The sequence below is a fragment of the Vibrio algivorus genome, assembly GCF_030161215.1.
In the GTDB taxonomy this organism is placed as follows: Bacteria; Pseudomonadota; Gammaproteobacteria; order Enterobacterales; family Vibrionaceae; genus Vibrio; species Vibrio algivorus.
The window spans coordinates 188,548-212,770 of the sequence record NZ_BSPV01000009.1 but is presented as its reverse complement, the minus strand read 5'-3'; the positions used below and the strand labels follow the sequence as shown (position 1 = coordinate 212,770).

Annotated in this window: 20 protein-coding genes; 7 read left to right on the top strand and 13 right to left on the bottom strand. The window is 41.8% G+C overall.

What is annotated here, in order from left to right; all coding sequences use genetic code 11:
• Positions 1-53: 53 nt before the first annotated feature.
• Entirely contained in the window at positions 54-1,202 is a 1,149-nt protein-coding gene (locus QQJ93_RS13355) for an iron-containing alcohol dehydrogenase (protein WP_089123342.1), read from the top strand.
• Between the two features lie 160 nt (positions 1,203-1,362).
• Here QQJ93_RS13355 and QQJ93_RS13350 read toward each other — a convergent pair whose 3' ends face one another.
• Both QQJ93_RS13350 and upp read right to left on the bottom strand, forming a co-directional pair.
• Positions 1,363-2,559 carry a DUF2066 domain-containing protein gene (locus tag QQJ93_RS13350; protein ID WP_089123343.1) on the bottom strand — a complete coding sequence of 399 codons (1,197 nt, stop codon included), beginning with the start codon at positions 2,557-2,559 and terminating at the stop codon, positions 1,363-1,365.
• 213 nt (positions 2,560-2,772) lie between these two features.
• Positions 2,773-3,399, bottom strand: a complete 627-nt coding sequence (upp, locus tag QQJ93_RS13345) for a uracil phosphoribosyltransferase (RefSeq protein WP_089123344.1) — start codon at positions 3,397-3,399, stop codon at positions 2,773-2,775.
• A 198-nt stretch (positions 3,400-3,597) separates the two neighbouring features.
• Here upp and purM point away from each other — a divergent pair, with 198 nt between their 5' ends.
• Both purM and purN read left to right on the top strand, forming a co-directional pair.
• A complete protein-coding gene (gene purM, locus QQJ93_RS13340; protein WP_089123345.1) occupies positions 3,598-4,638 on the top strand; it encodes a phosphoribosylformylglycinamidine cyclo-ligase in 1,041 nt (346 codons plus the stop codon).
• A gap of 125 nt (positions 4,639-4,763) precedes the next feature.
• Positions 4,764-5,420: a phosphoribosylglycinamide formyltransferase gene (gene purN / locus QQJ93_RS13335; RefSeq protein ID WP_089123346.1), complete on the top strand. Its 657-nt coding sequence runs from the start codon at positions 4,764-4,766 to the stop codon at positions 5,418-5,420.
• A 216-nt stretch (positions 5,421-5,636) separates the two neighbouring features.
• Here the strand turns inward: purN and QQJ93_RS13330 are convergent, their stop codons facing one another.
• A complete protein-coding gene (locus QQJ93_RS13330; protein ID WP_089123347.1) occupies positions 5,637-6,446 on the bottom strand; it encodes a class II glutamine amidotransferase in 810 nt (269 codons plus the stop codon).
• 63 nt (positions 6,447-6,509) lie between these two features.
• On the bottom strand, positions 6,510-7,088 hold the full coding sequence (gene lpcA / locus QQJ93_RS13325; RefSeq protein WP_089123348.1) for a D-sedoheptulose 7-phosphate isomerase: 579 nt from the start codon (positions 7,086-7,088) through the stop codon (positions 6,510-6,512).
• Between the two features lie 348 nt (positions 7,089-7,436).
• Here lpcA and fadE point away from each other — a divergent pair, with 348 nt between their 5' ends.
• Complete coding sequence (gene fadE / locus QQJ93_RS13320; RefSeq protein ID WP_089123349.1) at positions 7,437-9,911, top strand: acyl-CoA dehydrogenase FadE; 2,475 nt, start codon at positions 7,437-7,439, stop codon at positions 9,909-9,911.
• Between the two features lie 126 nt (positions 9,912-10,037).
• Here fadE and dnaQ read toward each other — a convergent pair whose 3' ends face one another.
• Entirely contained in the window at positions 10,038-10,784 is a 747-nt protein-coding gene (dnaQ, locus tag QQJ93_RS13315) for a DNA polymerase III subunit epsilon (RefSeq protein ID WP_089123350.1), read from the bottom strand.
• A 68-nt stretch (positions 10,785-10,852) separates the two neighbouring features.
• Between dnaQ and rnhA the strand changes: the two genes are divergently transcribed.
• On the top strand, positions 10,853-11,314 hold the full coding sequence (gene rnhA, locus QQJ93_RS13310) for a ribonuclease HI (RefSeq protein WP_089123351.1): 462 nt from the start codon (positions 10,853-10,855) through the stop codon (positions 11,312-11,314).
• Here the strand turns inward: rnhA and QQJ93_RS13305 are convergent, their stop codons facing one another.
• A complete protein-coding gene (locus QQJ93_RS13305) occupies positions 11,315-12,067 on the bottom strand; it encodes a methyltransferase domain-containing protein (RefSeq protein WP_089123352.1) in 753 nt (250 codons plus the stop codon).
• A 40-nt stretch (positions 12,068-12,107) separates the two neighbouring features.
• On the opposite strand from QQJ93_RS13305, the gene gloB reads away from it, so the two are divergent.
• Together gloB and QQJ93_RS13295 are read left to right on the top strand one after the other, a co-directional pair.
• Positions 12,108-12,890 carry a hydroxyacylglutathione hydrolase gene (gene gloB, locus QQJ93_RS13300; RefSeq protein ID WP_089123353.1) on the top strand — a complete coding sequence of 261 codons (783 nt, stop codon included), beginning with the start codon at positions 12,108-12,110 and terminating at the stop codon, positions 12,888-12,890.
• A 211-nt stretch (positions 12,891-13,101) separates the two neighbouring features.
• Positions 13,102-14,649 (top strand): lytic transglycosylase, encoded by a 1,548-nt coding sequence (locus QQJ93_RS13295; RefSeq protein ID WP_089123354.1) that lies wholly within the window; start codon positions 13,102-13,104, stop codon positions 14,647-14,649.
• 117 nt (positions 14,650-14,766) lie between these two features.
• On the opposite strand, the gene QQJ93_RS13290 is transcribed toward QQJ93_RS13295, so the two are convergent.
• The 7 genes from QQJ93_RS13290 to lpxB form a co-directional block, all read right to left on the bottom strand.
• Complete coding sequence (locus tag QQJ93_RS13290) at positions 14,767-15,621, bottom strand: endonuclease/exonuclease/phosphatase family protein (RefSeq protein WP_089123355.1); 855 nt, start codon at positions 15,619-15,621, stop codon at positions 14,767-14,769.
• A 104-nt stretch (positions 15,622-15,725) separates the two neighbouring features.
• Entirely contained in the window at positions 15,726-16,064 is a 339-nt protein-coding gene (gene glnB, locus QQJ93_RS13285; protein WP_027696925.1) for a nitrogen regulatory protein P-II, read from the bottom strand.
• A 91-nt stretch (positions 16,065-16,155) separates the two neighbouring features.
• Complete coding sequence (gene tilS, locus QQJ93_RS13280; protein ID WP_089123356.1) at positions 16,156-17,505, bottom strand: tRNA lysidine(34) synthetase TilS; 1,350 nt, start codon at positions 17,503-17,505, stop codon at positions 16,156-16,158.
• Positions 17,506-17,583: 78 nt separating this feature from the next.
• A complete protein-coding gene (accA, locus tag QQJ93_RS13275) occupies positions 17,584-18,543 on the bottom strand; it encodes an acetyl-CoA carboxylase carboxyl transferase subunit alpha (protein ID WP_089123357.1) in 960 nt (319 codons plus the stop codon).
• A gap of 167 nt (positions 18,544-18,710) precedes the next feature.
• Positions 18,711-22,190 (bottom strand): DNA polymerase III subunit alpha, encoded by a 3,480-nt coding sequence (gene dnaE, locus QQJ93_RS13270; RefSeq protein ID WP_089123358.1) that lies wholly within the window; start codon positions 22,188-22,190, stop codon positions 18,711-18,713.
• A gap of 218 nt (positions 22,191-22,408) precedes the next feature.
• Positions 22,409-23,032 carry a ribonuclease HII gene (rnhB, locus tag QQJ93_RS13265; protein WP_089123359.1) on the bottom strand — a complete coding sequence of 208 codons (624 nt, stop codon included), beginning with the start codon at positions 23,030-23,032 and terminating at the stop codon, positions 22,409-22,411.
• Positions 23,022-24,200, bottom strand: a complete 1,179-nt coding sequence (gene lpxB / locus QQJ93_RS13260; protein ID WP_089123360.1) for a lipid-A-disaccharide synthase — start codon at positions 24,198-24,200, stop codon at positions 23,022-23,024. The genes rnhB and lpxB overlap by 11 nt, the downstream gene beginning before the upstream one ends.
• Positions 24,201-24,223: the final 23 nt, after the last annotated feature.

The window sequence follows — 24,223 nt, the reverse complement described above, 5'->3', positions numbered from 1 at the left end:
AATTCAATAACGTCTCTTTCACGCAAAAGCGACGATTTACTCTGGAGCAACAAATGAACAATTTTAGCTATCAAAATACGACTCAAATTCATTTTGGCCAAGGTCAAATCTCAGCAATCACCAATAGCATTCCTAAAGACAAAAAAATTCTGGTGACATACGGTGGCGGTTCAATCAAAAGCAACGGTGTGTATGACCAAGTAGTTGCTGCACTTAAAGATCATACTTGGGATGAATTCTCTGGTATCGAGCCAAACCCACAATTCGACACGTTAATGAAAGCGGTTGAAAAAATCCGCGCTGAAGGCTTTGACTATCTACTAGCTGTTGGCGGTGGCTCAGTGGTTGATGGAACTAAGTTCATCGCTGCGGCCGTTGGTTTTGAAGGTGACACTTGGGATATTTTAGCTAAAGGTGCTGATGTGAACAGTGCACTACCTTTAGGTTGCATTTTAACACTGCCAGCAACTGGTTCTGAAACCAATATTGGTGCAGTAGTGACTCGTGGCAAAGAAAAATTAGCATTTATGAACCCACTAGTGCGTCCTCAATTTGCAGTATTGGATCCACAAACCACATTAAGCCTATCTGAGCGTCAAACTTCTAACGGTGTCGTTGATGCTTATGTTCACGTTATGGAGCAATACTTAACGTACCCAGTGAACGCGAAAATCCAAGACCGTTTCGCTGAAGGTATTCTGCTTACCTTAATTGAAGAAGGTCCAAAATTAATCGATAACCTGCAAGATATCGAAGCTCGTACCAACGTTATGTGGGCGGCAACTCAAGCTCTAAGCGGCTTAATTGGTGTTGGTGTTCCTCAAGATTGGGCAACACACATGATTGGTCACGAACTAACAGGTAACTTCGGTGTAGACCACGGTCGTAGTTTAACCATCGTACTTCCTGCGGTAATGAATGTCTGTCGTGAAGAGAAAAAAGCAAAATTATTACAATATGCAGAACGCATCTGGAATATTACCGAAGGTTCTGAGGATGAGCGTATTGATATTGCCATTGAGAAAACGAAACAATTCTTTAGCCAAATGAAGACGCCAGTTTCACTTGGTGAAATCGACCTTACACAAACTGATGTGGATACTGCCATCGCCAGCTTAGAAGCACACGGCATGACAAAACTAGGTGAGCACGGTTCAATTGATATTGCCCGTTCACGTAAAGTGCTAGAAGTCGCACTCTAGCCGTTGAGCTAATTAAATTAACATAACAGAAAGGGAACCAACTCGGTTCCCTTTGTTATATCTGCAAATGTTATCCCAGCCAAAGAAACTTGAAACTATACCCAAGTGACTTCAAGATGCAGAATTCAGAGCTATCATCCAAGTCTTTAGACAAGGAAGATTACAAACTAAACCACAACTGTTGCTCTACTGGTAATACTTCATCAGCCGTTTCTTCTTCTGGCTCTGAGATATCAGGATCAACCTCATTCATTTCTTGCGTGGCTGTCTGATTGACTTTTTGAGACTCATCAGCTTGTATTAGTTGTTCGGTAGCAGCTTGCTCTGCGACTTTTGCAGAGTCCACTGGCGCTTGTGTTTTCTCTATTCCTTTAAACCCTGTAACTTGTTTTTCAAAATCAGCTTTATTACTCAATAATTGAATGTTAAATGTCACATTCATACCTTGAATAGAGTGCACTTGTACCGTTGCGACACTCTCTAAATTAAGTAAAGAACGCTCTAAATTAAAGAAAGATTGAGCCGATTGAATGCCAGAGAAATGAGCCCATAGTGCATCATCTGCAACTTGTTTACTGCTTGGTTTATTTTTCTTCGCATAGTAGGCACTGATTTTAGCAATGGCTTTATCAATAGCTTGAGCCACCTCTCCGGTTTCTACGCCAGTGATGGCAGATTGAGGCGAAGAAGTAATACTATCTGGAGCCATATCATATAGTTGCCAATTTACTTCTGAAGATGGTCCATTAGCCGCCACTTTTAACACTAGTACCGAATCGGCAGGATAACGAACGCTGGCCTCTTCTAATGGCTCAGGGAAGTTCCCCCATAAATCTGGCGCAGATATTTTGGTTAAATCATCCATATCTCCCAGTGGTAATGTAATTGGAAGCCCTGATTGCTGCGCTGCCGTTTGTAAGGCTGCTACTGAATCCAATCCAGATTGCTCCCAACCCACTTGGCGCTCAACATTGTCATCTTGCACCAACCAAACTAAAACATTTTCACGCTCTTTCGGCCAAACCGAAGCATTTGCTTGAGATAACAACACTCTAATTTGCTTTGGGCTGTACTGCATATCTAAACTTTTTTGGCCATTTAGTGTGCCATATTTGAATTTTGCCAAATAATCAGAACCATCGCGCATGGCTTTTTTTACGACCTCATTGTCAGCAATATCGGCATTACCCGATGCTTTAACTAACACCTGCTCGAGACCTTCACCCCATGCGATTGAACGTGCATTTTTTTCATTACTTAACACAACTTCAGCGTGATATACATCAACCGTGGTTTTAGCAACTGTCGTTAATGGAAATAGAATCGAAGCAACAAGGGGAATAACAAGATAACGCATAACAAACCTGTTTTTTATTCAGAAATCATTTTGTGTAGTAGTACCACACGTTTATACCCTTCGAACTTGAATGAGCATATATTAAGCCGCTCATCATACATGAAACGTGTACATTTTTCTTTGTACTAATCGATACAAAAAAGCGACTCCATTTAATAGAGTCGCTTTTTCTAAATAAATTCCCTAGCTCTAAAATATTAGAGTGGGATAAGCTTATAGAGTACCGAAGATTTTATCACCAGCATCACCTAAACCTGGGACAATATAGCCTTTATCATCCAGTTTTTCGTCAATCGCAGCAGTATATAGCTCAATATCTGGGTGAGCTTTCTCTAAAGCTTCGATGCCTTCTGGAGCGGCAACTAGCACTAATACTTTAATATGGTTGCAACCTTGCTCTTTTAACAAGTCAATCGTTGCAATCATAGAACCGCCTGTTGCTAACATAGGGTCAACGACCAGAGCAATACGTTCATCAATGCTAGAGGTTAACTTGTTAAAGTATGGAATTGGCTCTAGTGTTTCTTCATCACGGTATACACCAACAACAGAAATTCTAGCACTTGGCATATGCTCAAGTACGCCATCCATCATTCCTAAACCAGCACGAAGGATCGGCACAACAGTGACTTTTTTACCTTTAATTTGGTCAATTTCAACCGGACCATTCCAGCCTTTAATTGTCACTTTCTCTGTTTCAAAATCAGAGGTCGCTTCATAAGTGAGTAAACTTCCCACTTCTGTTGCTAACTCACGAAAACGTTTTGTGCTGATATCGCCTTCGCGCATTAGACCAAGCTTATGCTTAACCAGTGGGTGTTTAACTTCTACGACTTTCATGTCCAACTCCGTGCTTAATTTTGACAAACAAGAGAATTATACCTCAAACTGACCAAAATTTATTGATAGAACTCATTAAATTTTTTGGCTAATCATTGAAGTAAAAAAACTGACGCAAACGTTTTCCTTTTCACTTCATCCCCTGTTAGAATAGCCCCGTTTTTCACATCCAATCAAATCAAAGGCGAGGATATCCCCGTGAGTGGTAACAATTCTTCTCTAAGCTATAAAGACGCTGGTGTTGATATTGATGCAGGTAATGCATTAGTCGATAAAATTAAAGGTGTGGTAAAACGCACTCGTCGCTCGGAAGTTATGGGCGGCATCGGTGGCTTTGGTGCATTATGTGAGCTACCAACCAAATACAAGCAGCCGCTTTTAGTTTCAGGCACTGATGGTGTTGGAACAAAATTGCGTCTGGCGTTGGATATGAAAAAACACGACACCATTGGAATCGATCTGGTCGCCATGTGTGTGAATGATTTAATCGTTCAAGGTGCAGAACCCCTTTTCTTCCTAGACTACTACGCAACTGGCAAACTTGATGTTGATACCGCAGCAGAAGTGGTAACTGGCATCGGTGAAGGTTGTATCCAAGCTGGCTGTTCTTTAATCGGTGGTGAAACCGCTGAAATGCCAGGTATGTACGAAGGTGAAGACTACGATGTCGCTGGCTTCTGTGTTGGCGTAGTAGAAAAAGCGGATGTTATCGATGGCACCAAAGTAGCCGCTGGTGACGCTTTAATCGCCGTCGGTTCAAGTGGCCCTCACTCAAATGGTTATTCATTAATCCGTAAGATTCTTGAAGTTTCTCAAGCTGATTTAAATGAAGACTTAAACGGTCGCACGATTGGTGAGCACCTTATTGAGCCAACTAAGATCTACATCAAGTCAGCACTTAAAATGATTGAAAAGCATGATATCCATGCAATTTCTCATATTACTGGCGGCGGTTTCTGGGAAAATATTCCACGTGTATTACCTGAAAATACGAAAGCAGTGATCAATGGTAACAGCTGGGAATGGCCAGCGATTTTCTCTTGGTTACAACAAAAAGGAAATGTTGAAACCTACGAGATGTACCGTACTTTCAACTGTGGTGTAGGTCTAATTGTGGCGCTTCCACAAGAACAAGCTCAAGCCGCGGTAGAACTACTTAATGCTGAAGGTGAAAATGCTTGGATTATCGGTCAAGTCGCGACAGCAGAAGCTGGTGAAGAGCAAGTAGAAATTAACTAAGCCGAGAGCCGAGAGCCGAGAGCCGAGAGCCGAGAGCCGAGAGCCGAGAGCCGAGAGCCGAGAGCCGAGAATATTTTGGCTTGAGGCTCTTGTTGTTATCAAGGGCTTTTAACATCAGGAACCACATGAAAAATATCGTTGTACTCGTTTCAGGTAATGGAAGTAATCTACAAGCTATCATTGATGCTTGTGAATCAGGACAAATTCAAGCTAACGTCACCGCGGTGTTTTCTAATAAACACGATGCTTATGGTTTAGAACGTGCAAGAAATCATGCTATTCCAGCGCATTCCCTTTCTGCACAAGACTTTCTACATTCAGATGGCAAGCCCGATCGTTTGGCTTTTGATACCAAACTAATGACGCAAATCGATGCCTATCAACCTGATTTAATTATTCTTGCCGGTTATATGAGAATTCTCAGCGGTAACTTTGTAGAACATTACTTAGGCAAAATGCTAAATATTCACCCTTCTCTACTTCCTAAATATTCAGGCCTTAACACTCATCAGCGTGCAATTGATGCAGGTGATTGTGAACATGGAACCAGTGTCCACTTTGTTACCGAGGAACTGGACGGCGGCCCTGTTATTTTACAAGCTAAGGTACCCGTTTTTGAAGATGACAGTGCTGATGATTTAGCCAAGCGAGTACTCATTCAGGAACATAATATTTACCCTCTAGTGAGCAAATGGTTTATTGAAGGCCGCTTAAAGATGAAACAGCAACAGGCTTATTTGGATGATCAGCCCTTAGGGGAACATGGATACGCGGAAGACTAGTGTTGCGAGTTGCGAGTTGCGAGTTGCGAGTTGCGAGTTGCGAGTTGCGAGTTGCGAGTTGCGAGTTGCGAGAAAGATTGTGCTTAGCGATTAAATAATATCAAGCACAATCTCCAATTTTATTACTGCACCTACCACGCCAAAGCCGAGCGACTAGCAGCAACGCGCCCGAACCCCGAGAAACCTTAACCTAGGAACTAGGAACCAAATATCCTCTTACGCAAACGGCTCATCAATCAGATCTAAGCTATTATCTAAAATCAGCTCACCAAAATGAAACACACCATATTCACTTGGCTTCATTTTATGCCAGCGCTCATTATCGGTTAACGGTTGAGTAGCAATCACTGAAACCACATCATTAGGTGTTGTTTCTTCTTGAAAATCAATACTAACTTCTTCATCGATCAATGTCGCTTTACCAAAAGGGGCTCGTCTTGTTATCCAGTGAAGGTTGTTAGTACAGTACATCATTACATACTCACCATCGCTCAATAGCATGTTAAACACACCTAACTTTTTCAACTCATCACAGCATTGAGCAATAAATTCAAAGATTTCCGGCATTTGACGAGAATGCGGAGGTTCTGGATAACGGTCTTCAAGCTGCTTTAAGATCCAACAAAACGACAGCTCGCTATCAGTTTCTCCAATAGGGCGATGGCGACCTGTAGTTAAATCTTGGTAACCACTTAATTGACCATTATGGGCAAAGGTCCAATTCTTCCCCCAAAGCTCACGAGTAAATGGGTGAGTATTTTCTAAATTCACTTCCCCTCGATTGGCCTGACGAATATGACTAATCACCGCACAACTTTTTATTGGGTAGCTTTGTACTAACTCAGCAATTTTAGAATGGCAGCTCGGTTTTGGATCTTTAAAATTACGGCACCCTTTACCTTCATAAAAGGTGATCCCCCAACCGTCACGATGAGGACCTGTTTTTCCACCACGTTGGATTAATCCGGTAAAACTGAAGCAAATGTCTGTTGGGACATTGGCACTCATACCGAGCAATTCACACATTCATCGTTCCTTTTAACCTATCGCTTTTTAAAATAGTCCCTTTAAAACGTCAAAATAATAAAGTTACTTTTCCATCTCTTTTTCAATCAATTGAATCACGATATGGATAATTTTAATGTGTACTTCTTGAATGCGATCAGCGTAACCAAAATGAGGAACACGAATTTCCACATCGGCAATACCCGCCATTTTACCGCCATCTTTACCCGTTAAAGCGATCGTCTTCATACCTTTTTGCTTGGCAGTTTCCATTGCTTTTAAGATATTGCCGGAGTTACCCGAGGTAGAGAGACCAAATAGCACATCGCCTTTTTGCCCTACCGCTTCAAGATAACGCGAGAAAACAAATTCATAGCCAAAATCGTTACTAACACAAGAAAGGTGGCTTGGATCTGAAATGGCAATCCCAGGGTAGCCCGGGCGATTTTCACGGTAACGTCCCGTTAATTCTTCAGCAAAGTGCATCGCATCACAATGCGAACCACCGTTACCACAAGATAGCACTTTACCACCTTGCTTAAATGAATCTGCTATCAGCTTCGCCGCTGCTTCAATATCTTGAAGGTTTTGATCATCACTAAGAAAGGTATTAAGTACTTGAGCAGCTTCTGTAAGTTCACTTCGAATCAAATCTTGGTACATGGGACATTCCCTTATTTTGAATAGTTATCAGTCTTGAGTTTACCTATAAAGAACGAGACCTGTCACCCATTGGATGAAAAATTTTCGCAAGAAGATACCATGATTTATGTCAGAAAAAATAACTCATCAATACTACTCTTAAAATGTAACGATTAAGCGTTCGATTTAAACCCAGATATAAACGGTCATTTAAAACACTCATTTTATGCTTGAGATCACTTTTCAACCACATTGGCCTTTTACATTTCCTCAACAAGATGGCTACAATGAATTCATCTGGTACGACCACCTTTATTTTCGTTATAAAAAAGCGTGGCTTTATCATTCATAATAATAAGGAAGACAAAGATGATCACCCTACTTACCCTCATCGTTACGCTTGTCGTATTCGGTTTTTGTTTATACCACCGCCGCTCTCTGTCGATAACCATTGGGACTATGGCGGTAGTGTTATTGATTTCGACCTTACTTGGTGGACTATCACCAATTTTATTTGGCGTATTTGTTATCCTTTCGGGGTTAGTTGCGATTCCACAAATCCGCCGCTCACTATTCAGTAAGCCTGCACTCAAAGTATTCCGCCAAATTTTACCGGCGATGTCGCAAACGGAAAAAGAAGCAATCGATGCGGGTACAGTATGGTGGGAAGCGGAACTATTTAAAGGAAAACCAGATTGGAAGAAATTATCCGATATTCAAGCGCCAAAATTAAGTGATGAAGAGCAAGCCTTTATTGATGGACCTGTAAATGAAGTTTGTCGTATGGCTAATGACTTTGAAATCACTCATGAATTAGCCGATTTACCGCCAGAAATTTGGCAATACCTGAAAGACCATAAATTCTTCGCCATGATCATCAAGAAAAAATATGGCGGCTTAGAGTTTTCTGCCTACGCACAATCTGTTGTACTACAAAAACTGACTGGCGTATCCGGCGTACTATCTTCAACGGTTGGCGTACCGAATTCATTAGGCCCAGGTGAATTATTGCAACACTACGGCACTAAAGAGCAGCAAGATCATTACTTACCTCGCCTAGCTGAAGGTAAAGAAATCCCATGTTTTGCTTTAACTAGCCCAGAAGCGGGTTCTGATGCCGGTGCAATCCCTGATTTTGGCATTGTGTGCAAAGGCGAATGGCAAGGCAAAGAAGTTCTTGGGATGCGTCTAACATGGAATAAACGCTATATCACGCTGGCACCTATCGCAACCGTGCTTGGCTTAGCCTTTAAACTCCGCGATCCTGATGGGTTACTCGGTGATCAAGAAGATATCGGTATTACTTGTGCTTTAATTCCAACCGATACTCAAGGCGTCAAAATTGGTCGTCGTCACTTCCCTCTAAATGTGCCATTCCAAAATGGTCCTACTCAAGGTAAAGATATTTTTGTACCGCTAGACTACATCATCGGTGGTCCAGAAATGGCAGGTCAAGGCTGGCGTATGCTAGTAGAATGTTTATCTGTTGGCCGTGGTATTACTCTACCTTCTAACTCTACCGGTGGCACTAAAACAGCAGCATTGGCAACCGGTGCTTATGCGCGTATTCGCCGCCAATTTAAACAACCAATCGGTCACATGGAAGGTATTGAAGAACCATTAGCGCGTCTTGCTGGTAATGCTTATGTCATGGATGCTGCAAGTCAATTAACCGTTGCAGGTATTGATCTAGGTGAAAAACCATCGGTTATTTCAGCAATTGTAAAATATCACTGTACTCATCGTGGACAACGAGCCTTAATTGATGCAATGGACATTGCTGGTGGTAAAGGTGTATGTATGGGGCCAGCTAACTTTTTAGCCCGTGGTTACCAAGGTGCACCCATTGCTATTACCGTAGAAGGTGCCAATATCCTAACTCGTTCTATGATTATTTACGGCCAAGGTGCAATTCGTTGCCACCCTTATGTACTAGAAGAAATGGAAGCGGCACATTCAAGAGAAAAAAATGCCCTATCACGCTTTGATAGCGCGGTATTTGGACATATCGGCTTTAGTATGAGTAATGCGGTGCGTAGTTTCTGGTTAGGGCTGACGGATGGTCGAGGGTCGGATTATGCGGTGCCAAATGATGCTAATTTTAATGGTATCATTCACGATCAAATCAAAGGTTATTACCAAAAACTTAACCGCTACAGTGCCAATATTGCTTTAATGTCAGATATTTCAATGGCGGTACTAGGCGGCTCATTAAAACGTAAAGAACGTTTATCGGCTCGCTTAGGTGATGTTTTAAGCCAACTTTATTTAAGCTCTGCAACATTAAAGCGCTTTGAGATGGAGGGCTATCAAGAAGCAGATCTACCGCTAGTCCATTGGGGGGTTCAAGATAGCTTGCGACAAGCAGAAGACGCGATTGATGACTTCTTACGTAACTTCCCATCACGAGGAGCGGCTGGTTTAATGCGTGTACTAATTTTACCACTAGGTAAGGTACGTAAAGCGCCAAGTGATACTCTCGATAACCAAGTAGCTCAAATTCTGCAAACGCCATCAGAAACTCGTTCACGTATTGGTCGTAATCAGTATTTAGAAGCGAGTGAGTTCAACCCAGCAGGTAAAATTGAACTGGCTCTACAAACGATTCTACGTGCCGAGCCTATCTTTGATGACATTGTCAAACAATCAGGCAAACGCCGAGCTTTTGTCCAACTAGATAAGGTCGCTGACATTGGATTAGAAAATGGTTGGATTAATGAAGAGCAAGCGAAGGTTTTACGTGATGCAGAATTCTATCGTTTAGAAACCATCAACGTTGATGACTTTGATCCAAGTGAACTAATTATAAAAAAGCCTCAACAAAAAATGAGTGAAGTGGCTTAATTCGAAACTCGAAATGATAATAAAACACCTCAATGGTCAATTCAAATTAACCATTGAGGTGTTTTTTATGCAATCTATGCTCAAAGCAATTAGAGTTTCAACTTAAAATACGTAGAGGGTTGAGAATTATCCTTCCGGCTCACAACGCCATAAACAAGTGCCTTTTTGGGCAAATAAATCTAAACGCTCTTCATGTTGCTGTAACTCTTCATCAGTTGCTTTTAAGACTTTCAACGCTTTACGTCCTGTCACTCGCTTAATGGTTTCACCAACGTCACCATCTTTAGACTGACCCGCATTAAACTGCATCGCGGTTTGGCCACCTGTCATTAACAAGTAGACATCCGCCAAGATCTCAGCATCGAGCAAAGCACCGTGCAAAGTACGGTGAGAGTTATCTATACCGTAACGGTCACATAAAATATCGAGGTTATTTCGCTTGCCGGGGAAAATCTTTTTGGCCATCGCCAAGGTATCGGTAATTTTACAAACCTGTGATGTTTTTACGTCTTGGTTAGCCAGCTCAAACTCATAATCCATAAAGCTAACATCAAAGGGCGCATTGTGAGCCACCAGCTCAGCACCTTTGATAAACTCTAAAAACTCTTGATGAACTTGTTTATATTCCGGCTTATCGACCAAAAACTCATCGGTAATACCATGAACTGCAATCGCTTCAGGATCGATTTCACGATCCGGCTTAATATAGACATGAAAATGTTTACCGGTCAGTTTTCGATTAACAATTTCAACCGCACCTATTTCAATGATTCGATGTCCCATATACACAGGGCCACCTTCTCGGTTCATACCCGTGGTTTCGGTATCAAGAACAATGATGCGATCATAAGAAACATTAGTGCTGGTATTCATAATAAACTCTTGTCAGACTAGCTGTATTAATGACTGGTTATTCCAATATGGACTCATAGTATCAAATCATGACGAAACACGTAGAAATTTTCACAGATGGTTCTTGTTTAGGTAATCCCGGCCCTGGTGGTTATGGCATTGTATTGCGCTATAAAGGTAAGGAAAAATACCTATCTGAAGGTTATACCCTTACCACCAATAACCGCATGGAAATGATGGCAGCCGTCATTGCCCTTAAAGCCCTAACTGAACCTTGCCAAGTAACTTTAACCACTGATAGCCAATATGTACGCCAGGGTATCACCCAATGGATACATGGATGGAAAAAGAAAAATTGGCAAACGTCTGCAAAAAAGCCTGTCAAGAATGTCGATCTATGGAAGGCGCTCGATCAAGAAACCGCTCGTCATCAAGTGGAATGGAAATGGGTAAAAGGTCATGCTGGGCATCGAGAAAATGAAATTTGTGATGAACTGGCTCGTACTGCGGCTGAATCACCAACACAAGAAGATAAAGGGTTTGAAGGTTAATTAACCTTTGTTTTCAGTACCGCTCAAGCTTTTATTGAAGCCGACACTGGCTGGTGATAAACCCCGGCGTTTTTTCACCTTCCAGTGAGGCTTAATCGGTTTTAATGGATACATACGCTTTTTAGCAACAATAAAATACACACTACCAAATGTTGAGGCGCAAGCCCCCATACCATGCTCAAGCCAAGTAGTCAGGGCTTTCCCTCTACGGACAGGAAAAAGAGCATAGGTATCACAGTGAACCACTTCATAATTAAGTAAGCCGAGCCAATCTTTAATTCGATATGGCGTAAACATTCGGCCACTCCAAGGTAAATTATTTTTACGCCAAGGCAATAAACTCGCTGCCCCCGTTAAGCTTATCGGGTTAAAGCCAGTCAGAATAATATGCCCATCATCGATAATTATTCTATCAATCTCTCGCAACAAGCGATGAGGATCGCTACAATAGTCTAACTGATGACAGACCAAAGCAGCATCGATGCTTTTTTCAACGAATGGTAAATCATAAGCATCAGCAATAACGGAATGAAGCGGATTTGTAATATCGACGTTCACTTGATGTTTAATATTGCAATTATGCGTGGTTAATTCACAACTTAAACCACCCAGTTTTAGCATGTGATAACCGAATAACTTAGGGCACCACTCATCAAGACGGGTTTGGATCGATTCAACCACCCACTCACCATTTTTTAGCTGCTGCCAAGAATGGGGTTGGACAAAAGATTTTTGAATGCGTGCTGGCTTCATAGATTAGATATCTCTTCGCAGTCCGGATTGGAGATCCACAATGTTAACTGATAAAAAAAATTCAAGTTTAACGGTCGAAAGCATACCTGCATTTAACGATAATTACATCTGGCTGATTCAAAATAATAGTCAGTCCTGCGCTTTAGTCGATCCCGGTGAAGCTGCCCCTGCTTTACTTCGCTTACAGCAAGACAATTTAGAATTAGAACTTATCATCATTACTCATCACCATGCCGATCATGTCGGTGGTGTGGCAGAATTATTACGCCACTACCCTAAAGCTCAAGTTATCGGTCCAAGTAATGACCCTGTTTTAATGCTCACTCATTCAGTACAAGGCGGTGACCGTATTGAAATCTTTGGTGAAACCTTTCTTGTGATGGACGTTCCCGGACACACTAACGGGCATATTGCTTATGTCGGTGACGGCAAACTATTTTGTGGTGACGTACTGTTTTCTGCTGGCTGTGGCCGAGTATTTGAAGGCACCTATGAACAAATGTTTGATTCACTACAAAAGTTGGCAACACTTCCTCAAGAAACTGAAGTCTATTGCGCTCATGAATACACCTCATCAAATTTGTCGTTTGCTCTAGCGGTAGAGCCGGATAATGAACTACTACATAATTATCGTGATGAAGTGAATCGATTAAGAGCACAAGAAAAACCAACGATTCCAACCACCATTCGCCAAGAAAAATGGATCAATCCGTTTTTACGCTGCCATGAACCAAGTGTAATGAAAGCCGTATCAGCACGAACCAACGAACTCACGGAGCTCTCTGTATTTTCAGCCTTACGTGAATGGAAAAATGAATTCTAAGGATTATTGACGTTTATTGGTTAAATTTTGTTACTTTTTTTAATCAGCTTAAAGGCGTTGCTAAATCAATCAAATTGCTCATAAATTTATCTAAAACCTTATAGAAACTTACACCTTTTGTAAGGTTTTATTGGGTTTTAGGATAATTCTCACTTGCCACTCCTTGATAAACACAAGTATCATTTGCAGCCGTTTTTTAGAGGTTGTTTTAATGAATTCAAAATACATTTGGGCTACGGCACTACTACTTGTAGGCTGTCAAAGCGTGCCGACATCCACCGATCAGCAGACCGATGAGCCGGAAAAAGCTAGCCAAACTGTAATGGTTGAACCCTCTACCTCAGAAAAAAAACAGCCACCCAAACAATTAACCCCACAAGAGCAACAAAACTTGTGGAAGCGCATTTCGATGCAGTTCAAGCTGCCGATTACTGATGATCCAAGTATTGAATACTACCGTAAATGGTATCTAGACCACCCCGAACACCTAAAAACAGTTTCAAAACGTGCTGAACCTTTTTTATATCTCATCACAACCAAAATTGAAGATCGTGGCCTACCACTGGAATTAGCATTACTACCAGTAGTAGAAAGCGCCTTTGATCCTTTCGCATATTCCTATGGTAGTGCAGCCGGCTTATGGCAGTTTGTGCCGGTTACTGCCGATCGATTCGGCTTAGAGCGTAACTATTGGTATGACGGGCGCCGTGATGTTAACGCTGCGACCGATGCGGCTTTAGAATACATGACTTATTTAGGGAATCGTTTCGACGGTGACTGGGAACACGCCATCGCTGCATATAATAGTGGCGGTGGTCGCGTATCTAGCGCGATTCGTAAAAACAAAAAACTGGGTAAGCCAACCGACTTTTTCTCATTAAATCTACCAAAAGAAACACGTGGTTACGTACCTAAACTACTTGCACTAGCAGATATCCTCTCCAATCAGAAAGAGTATGGTGTCGATCTTCCGGTTATTGCCAATAAACCGGTATTGGCACAAGTCGATCCAAAGGAACAACTAGACCTTGCTATTGCCGCTCAATACGCAGGTATGTCAGTCAAAGAATTACAAAGCTATAACCCAGGATATAACCAGTGGGCAACTTCACCAACTGGACCATACACTTTCTTAATTCCGCTAGAAAAAGCGGCTCGCTTTAATGAACAAGCAGAAAAAAATCGCGGTAAAGGCATCAAATTCACTCGCTACAAAGTTAAATCAGGTGATAGCTTGAGTGTGATTGCTAAAAACAATCAAACAACGACCAAAGCCATTCAAACGGCAAATAATATGAATGATGCGAATATTCGTGTCGGGCAATATTTGATGGTGCCGCATTCAACACAAAATAATAAACAATACTCGTTAAGTGCAACGAACCGTTTAGCAAAAATCCAATCGACTTCTCGTGGGCAGTTGAAATCTGAATATGCAGTAAAAAGTGGTGATAGTTTCTGGACCATTGCTAAGCAGAATAACGTTTCAGTGCAATCTCTCGCTAAATGGAACGGCATGGCTCCCAAAGATCCATTACGTGTAGGTCAAAAACTAGTTATCTGGAAAGAAAACAAAACCGGTGCCATTATCCGTACTGTGTATTATAACGTTCGTTCTGGTGACACAGTAGGCAGTATTGCACAACGATTTAAGGTAAATACTGCTCAAGTACTTGTTTGGAATGGATTAAGTGAAAAAGACTATTTAAAGCCAGGCCAGAAGCTGAAACTTTATGTCGATGTTACTAAAGTAAGCTAACTACTTTTTCCCTTTTATACACTACATAGCCAAAAGCCTCGTGAACTCGAGGCTTTTTCAGATCGGTAAATGTTATATACCCAAGTAACTGCAAAGGATAGTTATTTGGGTATATCTCTAGTTTTCAAGCAAATCAAAACTGACTAGCATCGGGTTATGATCGGAAGCGGTAGTGATTGGCGAGCTTGCAGACTTAAAATTTAACCCTCGATAAAATACGTGATCAAACGCTAAGTCGTTAACAAATAAACGACGGTTATCTGGACTGAATATGGCCTCTTGCAGATCTAGTCTATTAGCAACTTTAAGTAGTTGCTCATAGCGAGATTCACTCCAAGTATTAAAATCGCCAGCAATAATTAATGGGCCCTGATGCTTTTGTACCGCTTTTTGCAATTGCTCAATTTGCTGCTCAAATTCATCGGTTCCAACAGTAAAGTTGATGGCATGGATATTAACCACCACAAGATCTTGTCCACTAGATAGTGAATATCGTGCATATAATGCCGACTTAGGCAACTGAATCCAAGGCTCAACAGTCGTATAAGCACATGCTCGATTAGGTAATTGATAGGCTAGATTCACTACACCAGAGCTAACGCCAAAGGCTTGAAACGCGTTGACATAACTTGCCCCCCACGATTGCTGATTAACCCATAATGAAAACTCTTCCGTTAAACTAGCTTCTTGCAAAAGGATCAGCTGCTTATCATGACTAAAAGATTCAAGTGCAGCCTGCCAATTTTCATCGCTTTGTTTATGAATATTCCAAACTAAAACGTTCAGTTTGCCATTCACATCAATAGGCGGCGTGGGTTGTTCAGATTGATGACAATACCAGTCAGATTGCGAAGAATGGTGAGCAATAGAAATAAGCTGAGGCTGCTTGGGGATAGTAAAAATAGAATAAAAACCGACAATCGCAATAATTAAAAAAGTAACAGCGCCTAACGTCCAATACTTTATTTTCATCGATTTCCCAACCCGCTATACCCGCCATAAATGATAAAAAAGGAAGCCAAAGCCTCCTTTAATTATACCCAAGTGACTGGGTATTGTAATGTATTCGGTTGGTATTATACCGCTTCGTCATCTTCTTCACCGGTACGGATACGAATCACACGCTCAACTTCCGTGACAAAGATTTTTCCGTCACCGATTTTACCGGTTTGCGCGGTTTGCATGATGCAATCAATACACTCATCAACGACATCATCAGAAACCACAATCTCTAACTTCACTTTAGGTAAAAAGTCGACCATGTACTCTGCGCCACGATACAGTTCTGTATGACCTTTCTGACGACCAAAACCTTTAACTTCCGACACCGTCATGCCGGTGATGCCAACATCCGCTAGCGCCTCACGTACATCATCCAGTTTAAATGGCTTAATGATTGCTTCAATTTTTTTCATTGGTTCTTATCCCTAAAACTCTGAAATTGTTTTGAGTATACCCCTCATCTAAGACTATGAAAAGATACCGCCTCTATATGTCCCTAATTCGCTATTTTTTATGCCAAATCAATTGATAATCAGCACCACTATAGGGCTTACCGACAAACAATCCGGCTGCAACAATCAATTCACTACCATCAACCAAAAAAGGAATACGTTGCCGCTGCCAAGTGGGTATTTGGTATTCTTGCAACAACTTTTTTAAGCTACGTCCGTGTTGTCGATCTTGTGGATGAGCATGAATACCGGTCGCGCTGAATTTGACCTTAATCTGATTATAGCCAACAGGCAAAGATAGGGTTTGAATACTGCTCGCAGCAAGGCTTGTGGTATCAAAAAATTCAAGCTCATTTCTTGCCTTGAGTTCCAAACAACCAAGACCATCGGGCAAAGTAAGAGGTTGTTTGATATCCCAATCCAGAACATTTGCACTGATATCTTGCATGGAATTAAACACCCAAAGCTGTTGTTGATGGCGACCAATATGGGTATTTCCATACCGAAATACTGGTGCGGCATCGGCTTGAGCTAACGCCACATCTTGCCAGATTTGTAGTAATTGCTTTGCACTTGGCATTAGGAAACCTTGCTCTTGTAGCCAAAGCCTTAAAATTGCGCCTCTCGCTGCCTCTGACTGTTCTTGTAATAAAGAGACCGACAATGCCCCATCTTCACTGCACATTTGCTTATAACGCTCATAGAGGAGCTCATTAAGCAATGATTCTTGCTGAGCACACAAAGCTGCACTACGCGCGACGGTTTTTTCAATATTTGGCCAGCGCTGTCTTAAAATTGGCGTAACCTGATGACGGATAAAATTTCGGTCAAAACGCGTATCACGGTTACTTTCGTCTTCAATCCAATCCAACTGATGATGATTGGCATAAGCAAGCATATCAGCACGAGAAACATCAAGCACAGGACGTAATAACCGAGCAAATTCAAACTTGCCATCCATTGCCATTGCAGACAAACCTTTCGGACCACTGCCACGTTTTAATGCCAGTAAAAACGTTTCCAGTTGATCGCTTTGATGATGTGCGGTCAGCAGCAGACTAGAGGGATTGAGATGTTGAGATAGAGCTTGATAACGAGCCGTTCTTGCTGCTTGCTCTAGGCTAATACCACTTCCTAATTCTATCTGTACTTTTTCTGCTACAAATGGAATATCAGCTTGCTGTGACCAATATTGGCATTGCTGTAACCACTGGTCAGCGTTATCACTTAATCCATGATGAACATGCACAGATAAATAATCATATTGCGGATACTCACTCTTAAATCGAGCAAGTAAATGCAACAGTACTCGTGAATCTAGCCCCCCGCTTAACGCCAATACCAAACGAGTTGAGTCTTTGGTATGGCTTAATAAACGCTGAACAAAACCTTGATACAACATGTTAATTCCATTAAGAAGAAAACAAAAAGCGAGCCTAAGCCCGCTTTACCATTGATTAACCTTAACAGTCAAACGAGCTTAGCAATAACCGTAGCTCATTAGGCGTTGATAACGACGCTCTAAACGGTTTTCATTATCTAACGCTTCAAGCTCATCTAATTGTGCCAGTAATGTCGCTTTCATATTTTCAGCAGTTGCAACATAGTCACGGTGAGCGCCCCCTAGTGGTTCACTGATTACCGTATCAATTAGGCCAAGCTCTTTCAGACGAGGAGCCACCAGACCCATCGCTTCAGCCGCTTGTGGGGCTTTATCTGAATCACGCCATAAAATAGAAGCACAGCCTTCTGGTGAAATTACAGCATACGTTGAGTATTGCAGCATGTTAACGTAGTCACCAACACCAATTGCTAGTGCACCACCAGAACCACCTTCACCCACTACGTTACAAATAACCGGTACTTTCAAGCCTGACATAACTTTTAAGTTGCGAGCAATCGCTTCAGATTGGCCACGTTCTTCGGCACCAACACCAGGGTATGCACCCGCAGTATCAATGAAAGTAATCACAGGAACATTAAAACGTTCTGCCATTTCCATTAAACGTAAAGCTTTACGATAACCTTCTGGACGAGGCATACCAAAGTTACGACGTACTTTTTCTTTGGTTTCACGACCTTTTTGGTGGCCAATCACCATGACTGGACGACCTTCGATACGCGCTAAACCACCAACGATCGCTTTATCATCAGCATAAGCACGATCACCAGCAAGCTCATCAAACTCAGTAAAAACATGTTCAATATAGTCAAGCGTATATGGACGCTTTGGATGGCGAGCTAATTGAGCAACTTGCCATGCACCTAGGTCATTAAAGATTTTTTTCTTTAACTCTAAGCTCTTTTTTTCTAATTGGTTAATTTCTTTTTCTAAATCAACCGACGCATCGCCACCGTGGCGAGAAACCTCACGTAAAGCTTCAATTTTAGCTTCAAGTTCAACAATAGGTTTTTCAAATTCAAGAGAATCTAGGCTCATCAATGGATCCTTTATTTCATTTTAATTCTTTTATCACTTTAAGGCATTGAACCGTCAACGGCGATAAAAAGTATACAGAGCATCACTGAAAATATTCAAAACTAAATTGTAAACCGAAGCAACCAATTCATAATTTGAATAATAATGTACTAATAATGCCCTGTTCTTTAGTTAAATTCGAGTTCTACTTGCTTAGAACCGACCAGAAGTTTTAAATCATCCAGTAAATTATCGTCCGGTGTTACTCGCCACTCGACTCCAAGTGACAGTTTTGCTCTGGCATCTTGGCGTTGATAATAAATATTTACTGGCACCGTACCCGCTCGATACGGCTCTAAAATTCGATTAAATTGCTCAAAGAATTGACCATCTATCTGAGATTGCTCTATAGAAATAGATAATCCTTTGGCATATTTTTCACGTGCATCAGCGAGACTCATCACTTCTCGGGCCGACATCTTAAGCCCACCATTGAAGTCATCAAAGCTGACCTGTCCAGAAACCACTACTATTTTATCTTGTTCTAACAATTCCGCATATCGTTCTAACGCATCAGAGAACAACATCACTTCTACTCGACCTGAACGGTCATCGAGAGTCATTAGACCAATTCGTGTACCACGTTTAGTAGTCATTACACGTGAAGCTATCACTAAACCAGCGACCGTCAGAGACTGATCACGGCGGGTTGGTTGTAAGTCCTTTAAACGACACTGAGTATATTTAGCTAACTCTTTGAGGTAGGCATTAACTGGGTGACCAGTCAAATATAGACCTAAAGTGGCACGTTCACCTTCTAACCAAACTTTTTCAGGCCATTTTGGAACTTGTGCGTACGCTTGCTCAACTTCTTCTGGCGCTTCTGTCAATACGCCAAACATATCCGATTGACCAAATGCTTCAGCTTGGTGGAACTGTCCTGCGGCTTTAACGGCTTCATCAAGTGAGGCCATCATTGCTGCACGGTGAGGCCCTAAGCGATCAAGAGCTCCGGCTTGAATCAGTTTCTCAATCACCCGCTTATTGCATTTTTTCAAATCAACACGAGCACAGAAATCAAATAGGTCTTTAAAGTAACCACTTTGTTCACGACAAGCGATAATATTTTCGATTGGCCCTTCACCGACCCCTTTTATTGCGCCGATGCCGTAAACAATCGCACCGTCTTCATTCACATTAAAGCGATATAAACCTGAATTCACATCTGGCGGCAGCACTTTAAGATTCATACGAATACATTCATCGACCAGACCTACCACTTTTTCGGTGTTGTCCATATCAGCCGTCATTACCGCCGCCATAAATTCAGCAGGATAATGTGTTTTTAACCACAATGTTTGATAAGAAACTAGCGCATACGCGGCGGAGTGAGATTTATTAAAACCATAACCGGCAAACTTTTCTACCAAGTCAAAGATCTTCATGGCCAATTCGCCATCAACCCCAATGCTTTCAGCACCCGACTTAAAGATCGAACGTTGTTTCGCCATTTCTTCAGGTTTTTTCTTACCCATAGCACGACGCAGCATATCCGCGCCACCTAGGGTATAACCAGCTAAGATCTGTGCAATTTGCATTACCTGTTCTTGATACAAGATAATGCCATAAGTTGGCTCTAGGGTTTCTTTTAGTGACTCATGTTGCCATGTTGAATCAGGATATGAGACTTCTTCACGGCCATGCTTACGGTCGATAAAGTTATCTACCATGCCCGATTGTAATGGACCTGGACGGAACAAGGCCACTAAAGCGATAATATCTTCAAAACAGTCTGGTTGTAGACGCTTAATCAAATCTTTCATACCACGAGATTCCAACTGGAATACCGCAGTCGTTTCTGAGTTTTGCAGTAAGCGGAATGACGATGGATCATCTAAAGGAATGGCTTCGATACGAACCGAGTCTTTGCCTTCTTTTTTCAATCTAGGGTTAATTAAACCTAACGCCCAATCTATGATAGTTAAGGTTCGCAGACCTAAGAAGTCAAACTTAACTAAACCGGCCGTTTCCACATCATTTTTATCAAATTGCGTTACGGGGAAGTTACCTTCCGAATCACAATAAATAGGTGCAAAGTCAGTAATCGTAGTAGGCGAAATAACCACTCCACCTGCGTGCTTACCGGCATTTCGAGTGCAACCCTCAAGAATTCGACACATGTCGATTAATTCTTTGACGTCTTCATCGGCAGCATACAACTCGGGTAGCTGTGGCTCTGCATCAAAGGCTTTAGCAAGCGTCATCCCCGGATCGGGTGGCACTAACTTTGAAATGCGATCAACGAAACCATAAGGATGGCCTAGCACCCTACCTACATCACGAATAACCGCTTTAGCCGCCATAGTACCAAAAGTAATGATCTGAGATACTGCATCACGGCCATACATTTCAGCTACGTGATCAATCACTCGATCACGCTTATCCATACAGAAATCGATATCGAAATCGGGCATGGATACACGTTCTGGGTTCAAGAATCGTTCAAATAGTAAGTCATATTCAAGTGGATCAAGATCGGTAATTTTAAGCGCATAAGCCACCAATGAACCAGCACCCGAGCCACGGCCTGGGCCGACTGGAATATCGTTATCTTTTGACCATTGGATGAACTCCATTACGATCAAGAAATAACCGGGAAATCCCATTTGGTTAATTACATCCAGCTCGATTTGCAAGCGCTCATCATAGTCAGGACGTTTTTCCAAGCGAACTTTTTCATCAGGAAATAAAAACTCTAAACGTTCTTCTAAGCCTTCTTGAGATTTTTTGACCAAGAAGTCTTCAATCGTTAAATCACCGGTCGGGAAATTCGGTAAGAAATACTCACCTAAGCGAACCGTGACATTACAACGCTTAGCTATTTCGACACTATTTTGTAGCGCTTCTGGTATATCTTTAAACAGCTCACACATTTCTTCTTCAGTACGAAGATATTGTTGAGGACTGTAATTTTTAGGACGACGTGGATCTTCTAGCGTATAACCATCATGAATTGCCACACGAATTTCATGGGCATCAAATTCATCAGACGTTAAAAATACTACTTCATTGGTAGCAACAACTGGCAAGTCATACTGTTCTGCAATATCAAGTGCAAAATGTAAGTAACTTTCTTCATCGGCACGGCCTGTTCGAGTTAACTCAAGATAGAAATGATTAGGAAAATGTTCTTGATAGAAATCGATACAACGCTCAACCAATGGCTGATTACCTTTAAGTAACGCACGCCCCACTTCACCGACACGCCCACCCGATAGGATGATTAATCCTTCTTTGTGATTCACTAACCACTCTTTATCGATGACAGGTTGATGTTGAACATGACCACGCTGGTATGCTTCTGAAATAAGCAGAGTCAGGTTGTTGTAACCCACGTTATTTTTAGCAAGAACCGTGATTTTAGTCAGTTCATCAGCAAAGTCTGGTGATTGCACTGTAAAGTCAGCACCAATAATTGGCTTAATGCCGCAACCATGAGCCGTACTGTAAAATTTAACCAAACCACACAGGTTGGTAAAGTCCGTTAACGCCATGGCTGGCATATTAAGCTCAGCAACTTTTTTAACCAATGGTGGCACTTTCGATAGGCCATCAACCATCGAATAGTCACTGTGAACACGAAGATGTACGAACTTAGGATCAGACATAAATTATTGTACTTAGCTTTTAATAATGAAAGTGCTAATGAATGTGGAAAGTGTAAGGGTTTATGGTAAACGCAACAATGGTTTTATTGGTTGTCTAACCCCAAGTCATTGAAGTTGCAGTGAGGCGACAAGTGAATGAGACCCCATGAGCATAGCTTGTATATTCGATTGGGGCGAATGAACGCCGTCAACAACACAGCAACTCCAAGTACGAAAGGTTAGATTCCTAATACTTTCTTAACTGGCTTATAACTTTTGCGATATTGAGCCAAAAGCTCTGGCATTTGCGCGATATCATTATCGACAATCGCTTGCATGTGTACCTTAGTTGGGTAGCCATTGTGCTTAGCGAAACCAAACATTGGGTACTTAGCATCAAGCTGTTTCATTTCTTCATCGCGAGCTACTTTCGCGATAATCGAAGCTGCACTGATTTCGGCGACACGTAAATCCCCTTTCACTACCGCAGCACTTGGCATTGGCAATTCAGGAGTTCTATTACCATCAATCAATACAAATTCAGGTTTCACTTTTAACCCTGCCACCGCTCTTTGCATTGCGACCATGGTTGCTTGCAGAATATTGAGTTCATCAATCTCCCACGCTTCGCAACGCCCCAATGACCAAGCCAATGCTTTCTCTTGAATTTCAGACAACAAGGCTAAACGTTTCTTTTCGGTGAGCTTCTTTGAGTCATTTAACCCTTCAATTGGATTATTCGGGTCGAGAATAACCGCAGCGGTCACCACAGCTCCCACTAAAGGGCCGCGACCGACTTCATCGACACCGGCAAATAAACAAAAGCCTGTGGGATATTCAAACTCAGGTAATTCAACACTCATGATTTTTCTCTTGCTCTAACAGCAACTTTTCTGCGTCGATAAGGTTTAATACCGCTTTGGCTGCTTGAGTATCGGCATCTTTACGGATCCACTGATGCATTTCATGAAAATCCTGTTGCATCTGTTGGCCTTTATCACTCATTAAACGAGCCACTTCTGAAGCTAAATTTTCAGGTGTGCAGTCTTCTTGTAAAAATTCTTTCACCAACTCTTTATCTGCCAAAATATTAGGCAGTGATACGTAAGCGGTTTTTAGCATGCGACGAGCAATAAAAGCACTGACAGCATTAACTCGATAACCAACGACCATGGGACGATTGACCAGCATGCATTCTAAAGCCACCGTACCAGATGCTAACATAACGACATCGGAAGCCTCCATCACAGTACGAGCGGTACCGTCTCGCAGTTCAAAATGCAATTCAGGGGCAAATTCTTTCCATGCAGCTTCAAACTGCTCACGTCGTTTTTGATTAACCAGTGCGACGACAAAACCTAAGTTTGGATTTTGCTTTGCAAGTTGTTGGCAAGCTTTTAAGAATGGTTCACACAACATTTTCAGCTCAGCATTACGGCTTCCCGGCAACACTGCTAACCAAGTTTTATTTTGTGTTAAAGCCAATGTATCTCTTGCAGCAACTTTATCCGTTTGCAAAGGGATTGCATCGGCTAAAGTATGACCAACAAACTCACAAGGGACATTAAACTTGTCATAAAACGCTTTTTCAAACGGTAAGAATGCTAGCACTAAATTCGTTGCTTTAGCGATACCATGAATACGGTTTTGACGCCAAGCCCAAACAGACGGACTAACATAGTGAACGGTTTTAATACCCGCTTGTTTTAATGCCAGTTCGACACGTAAATTGAAATCTGGAGCATCAATACCGATAAACACATCCGGTGGGTTTTGCTTAAAATAATCCACAATCGATTTTTTGATTTTCAGGATACGGAATAAGCGACCTAGTACCTCCACTAAACCCATCACGGAAAGTTCTTCCATATCAAACAATGACTGGCAACCTTCCTCGATCATTTGCGGCCCGCCTATACCAACAAACTCCGCATCAGGGTAACGGACTTTAATTGCACGAATTAAACCTGCGCCTAAAGTATCGCCTGATAATTCTCCCGCCACTACACCAATTCTCAATCGACGCTTCATATCTATTTTCCTAATAAAAAAAG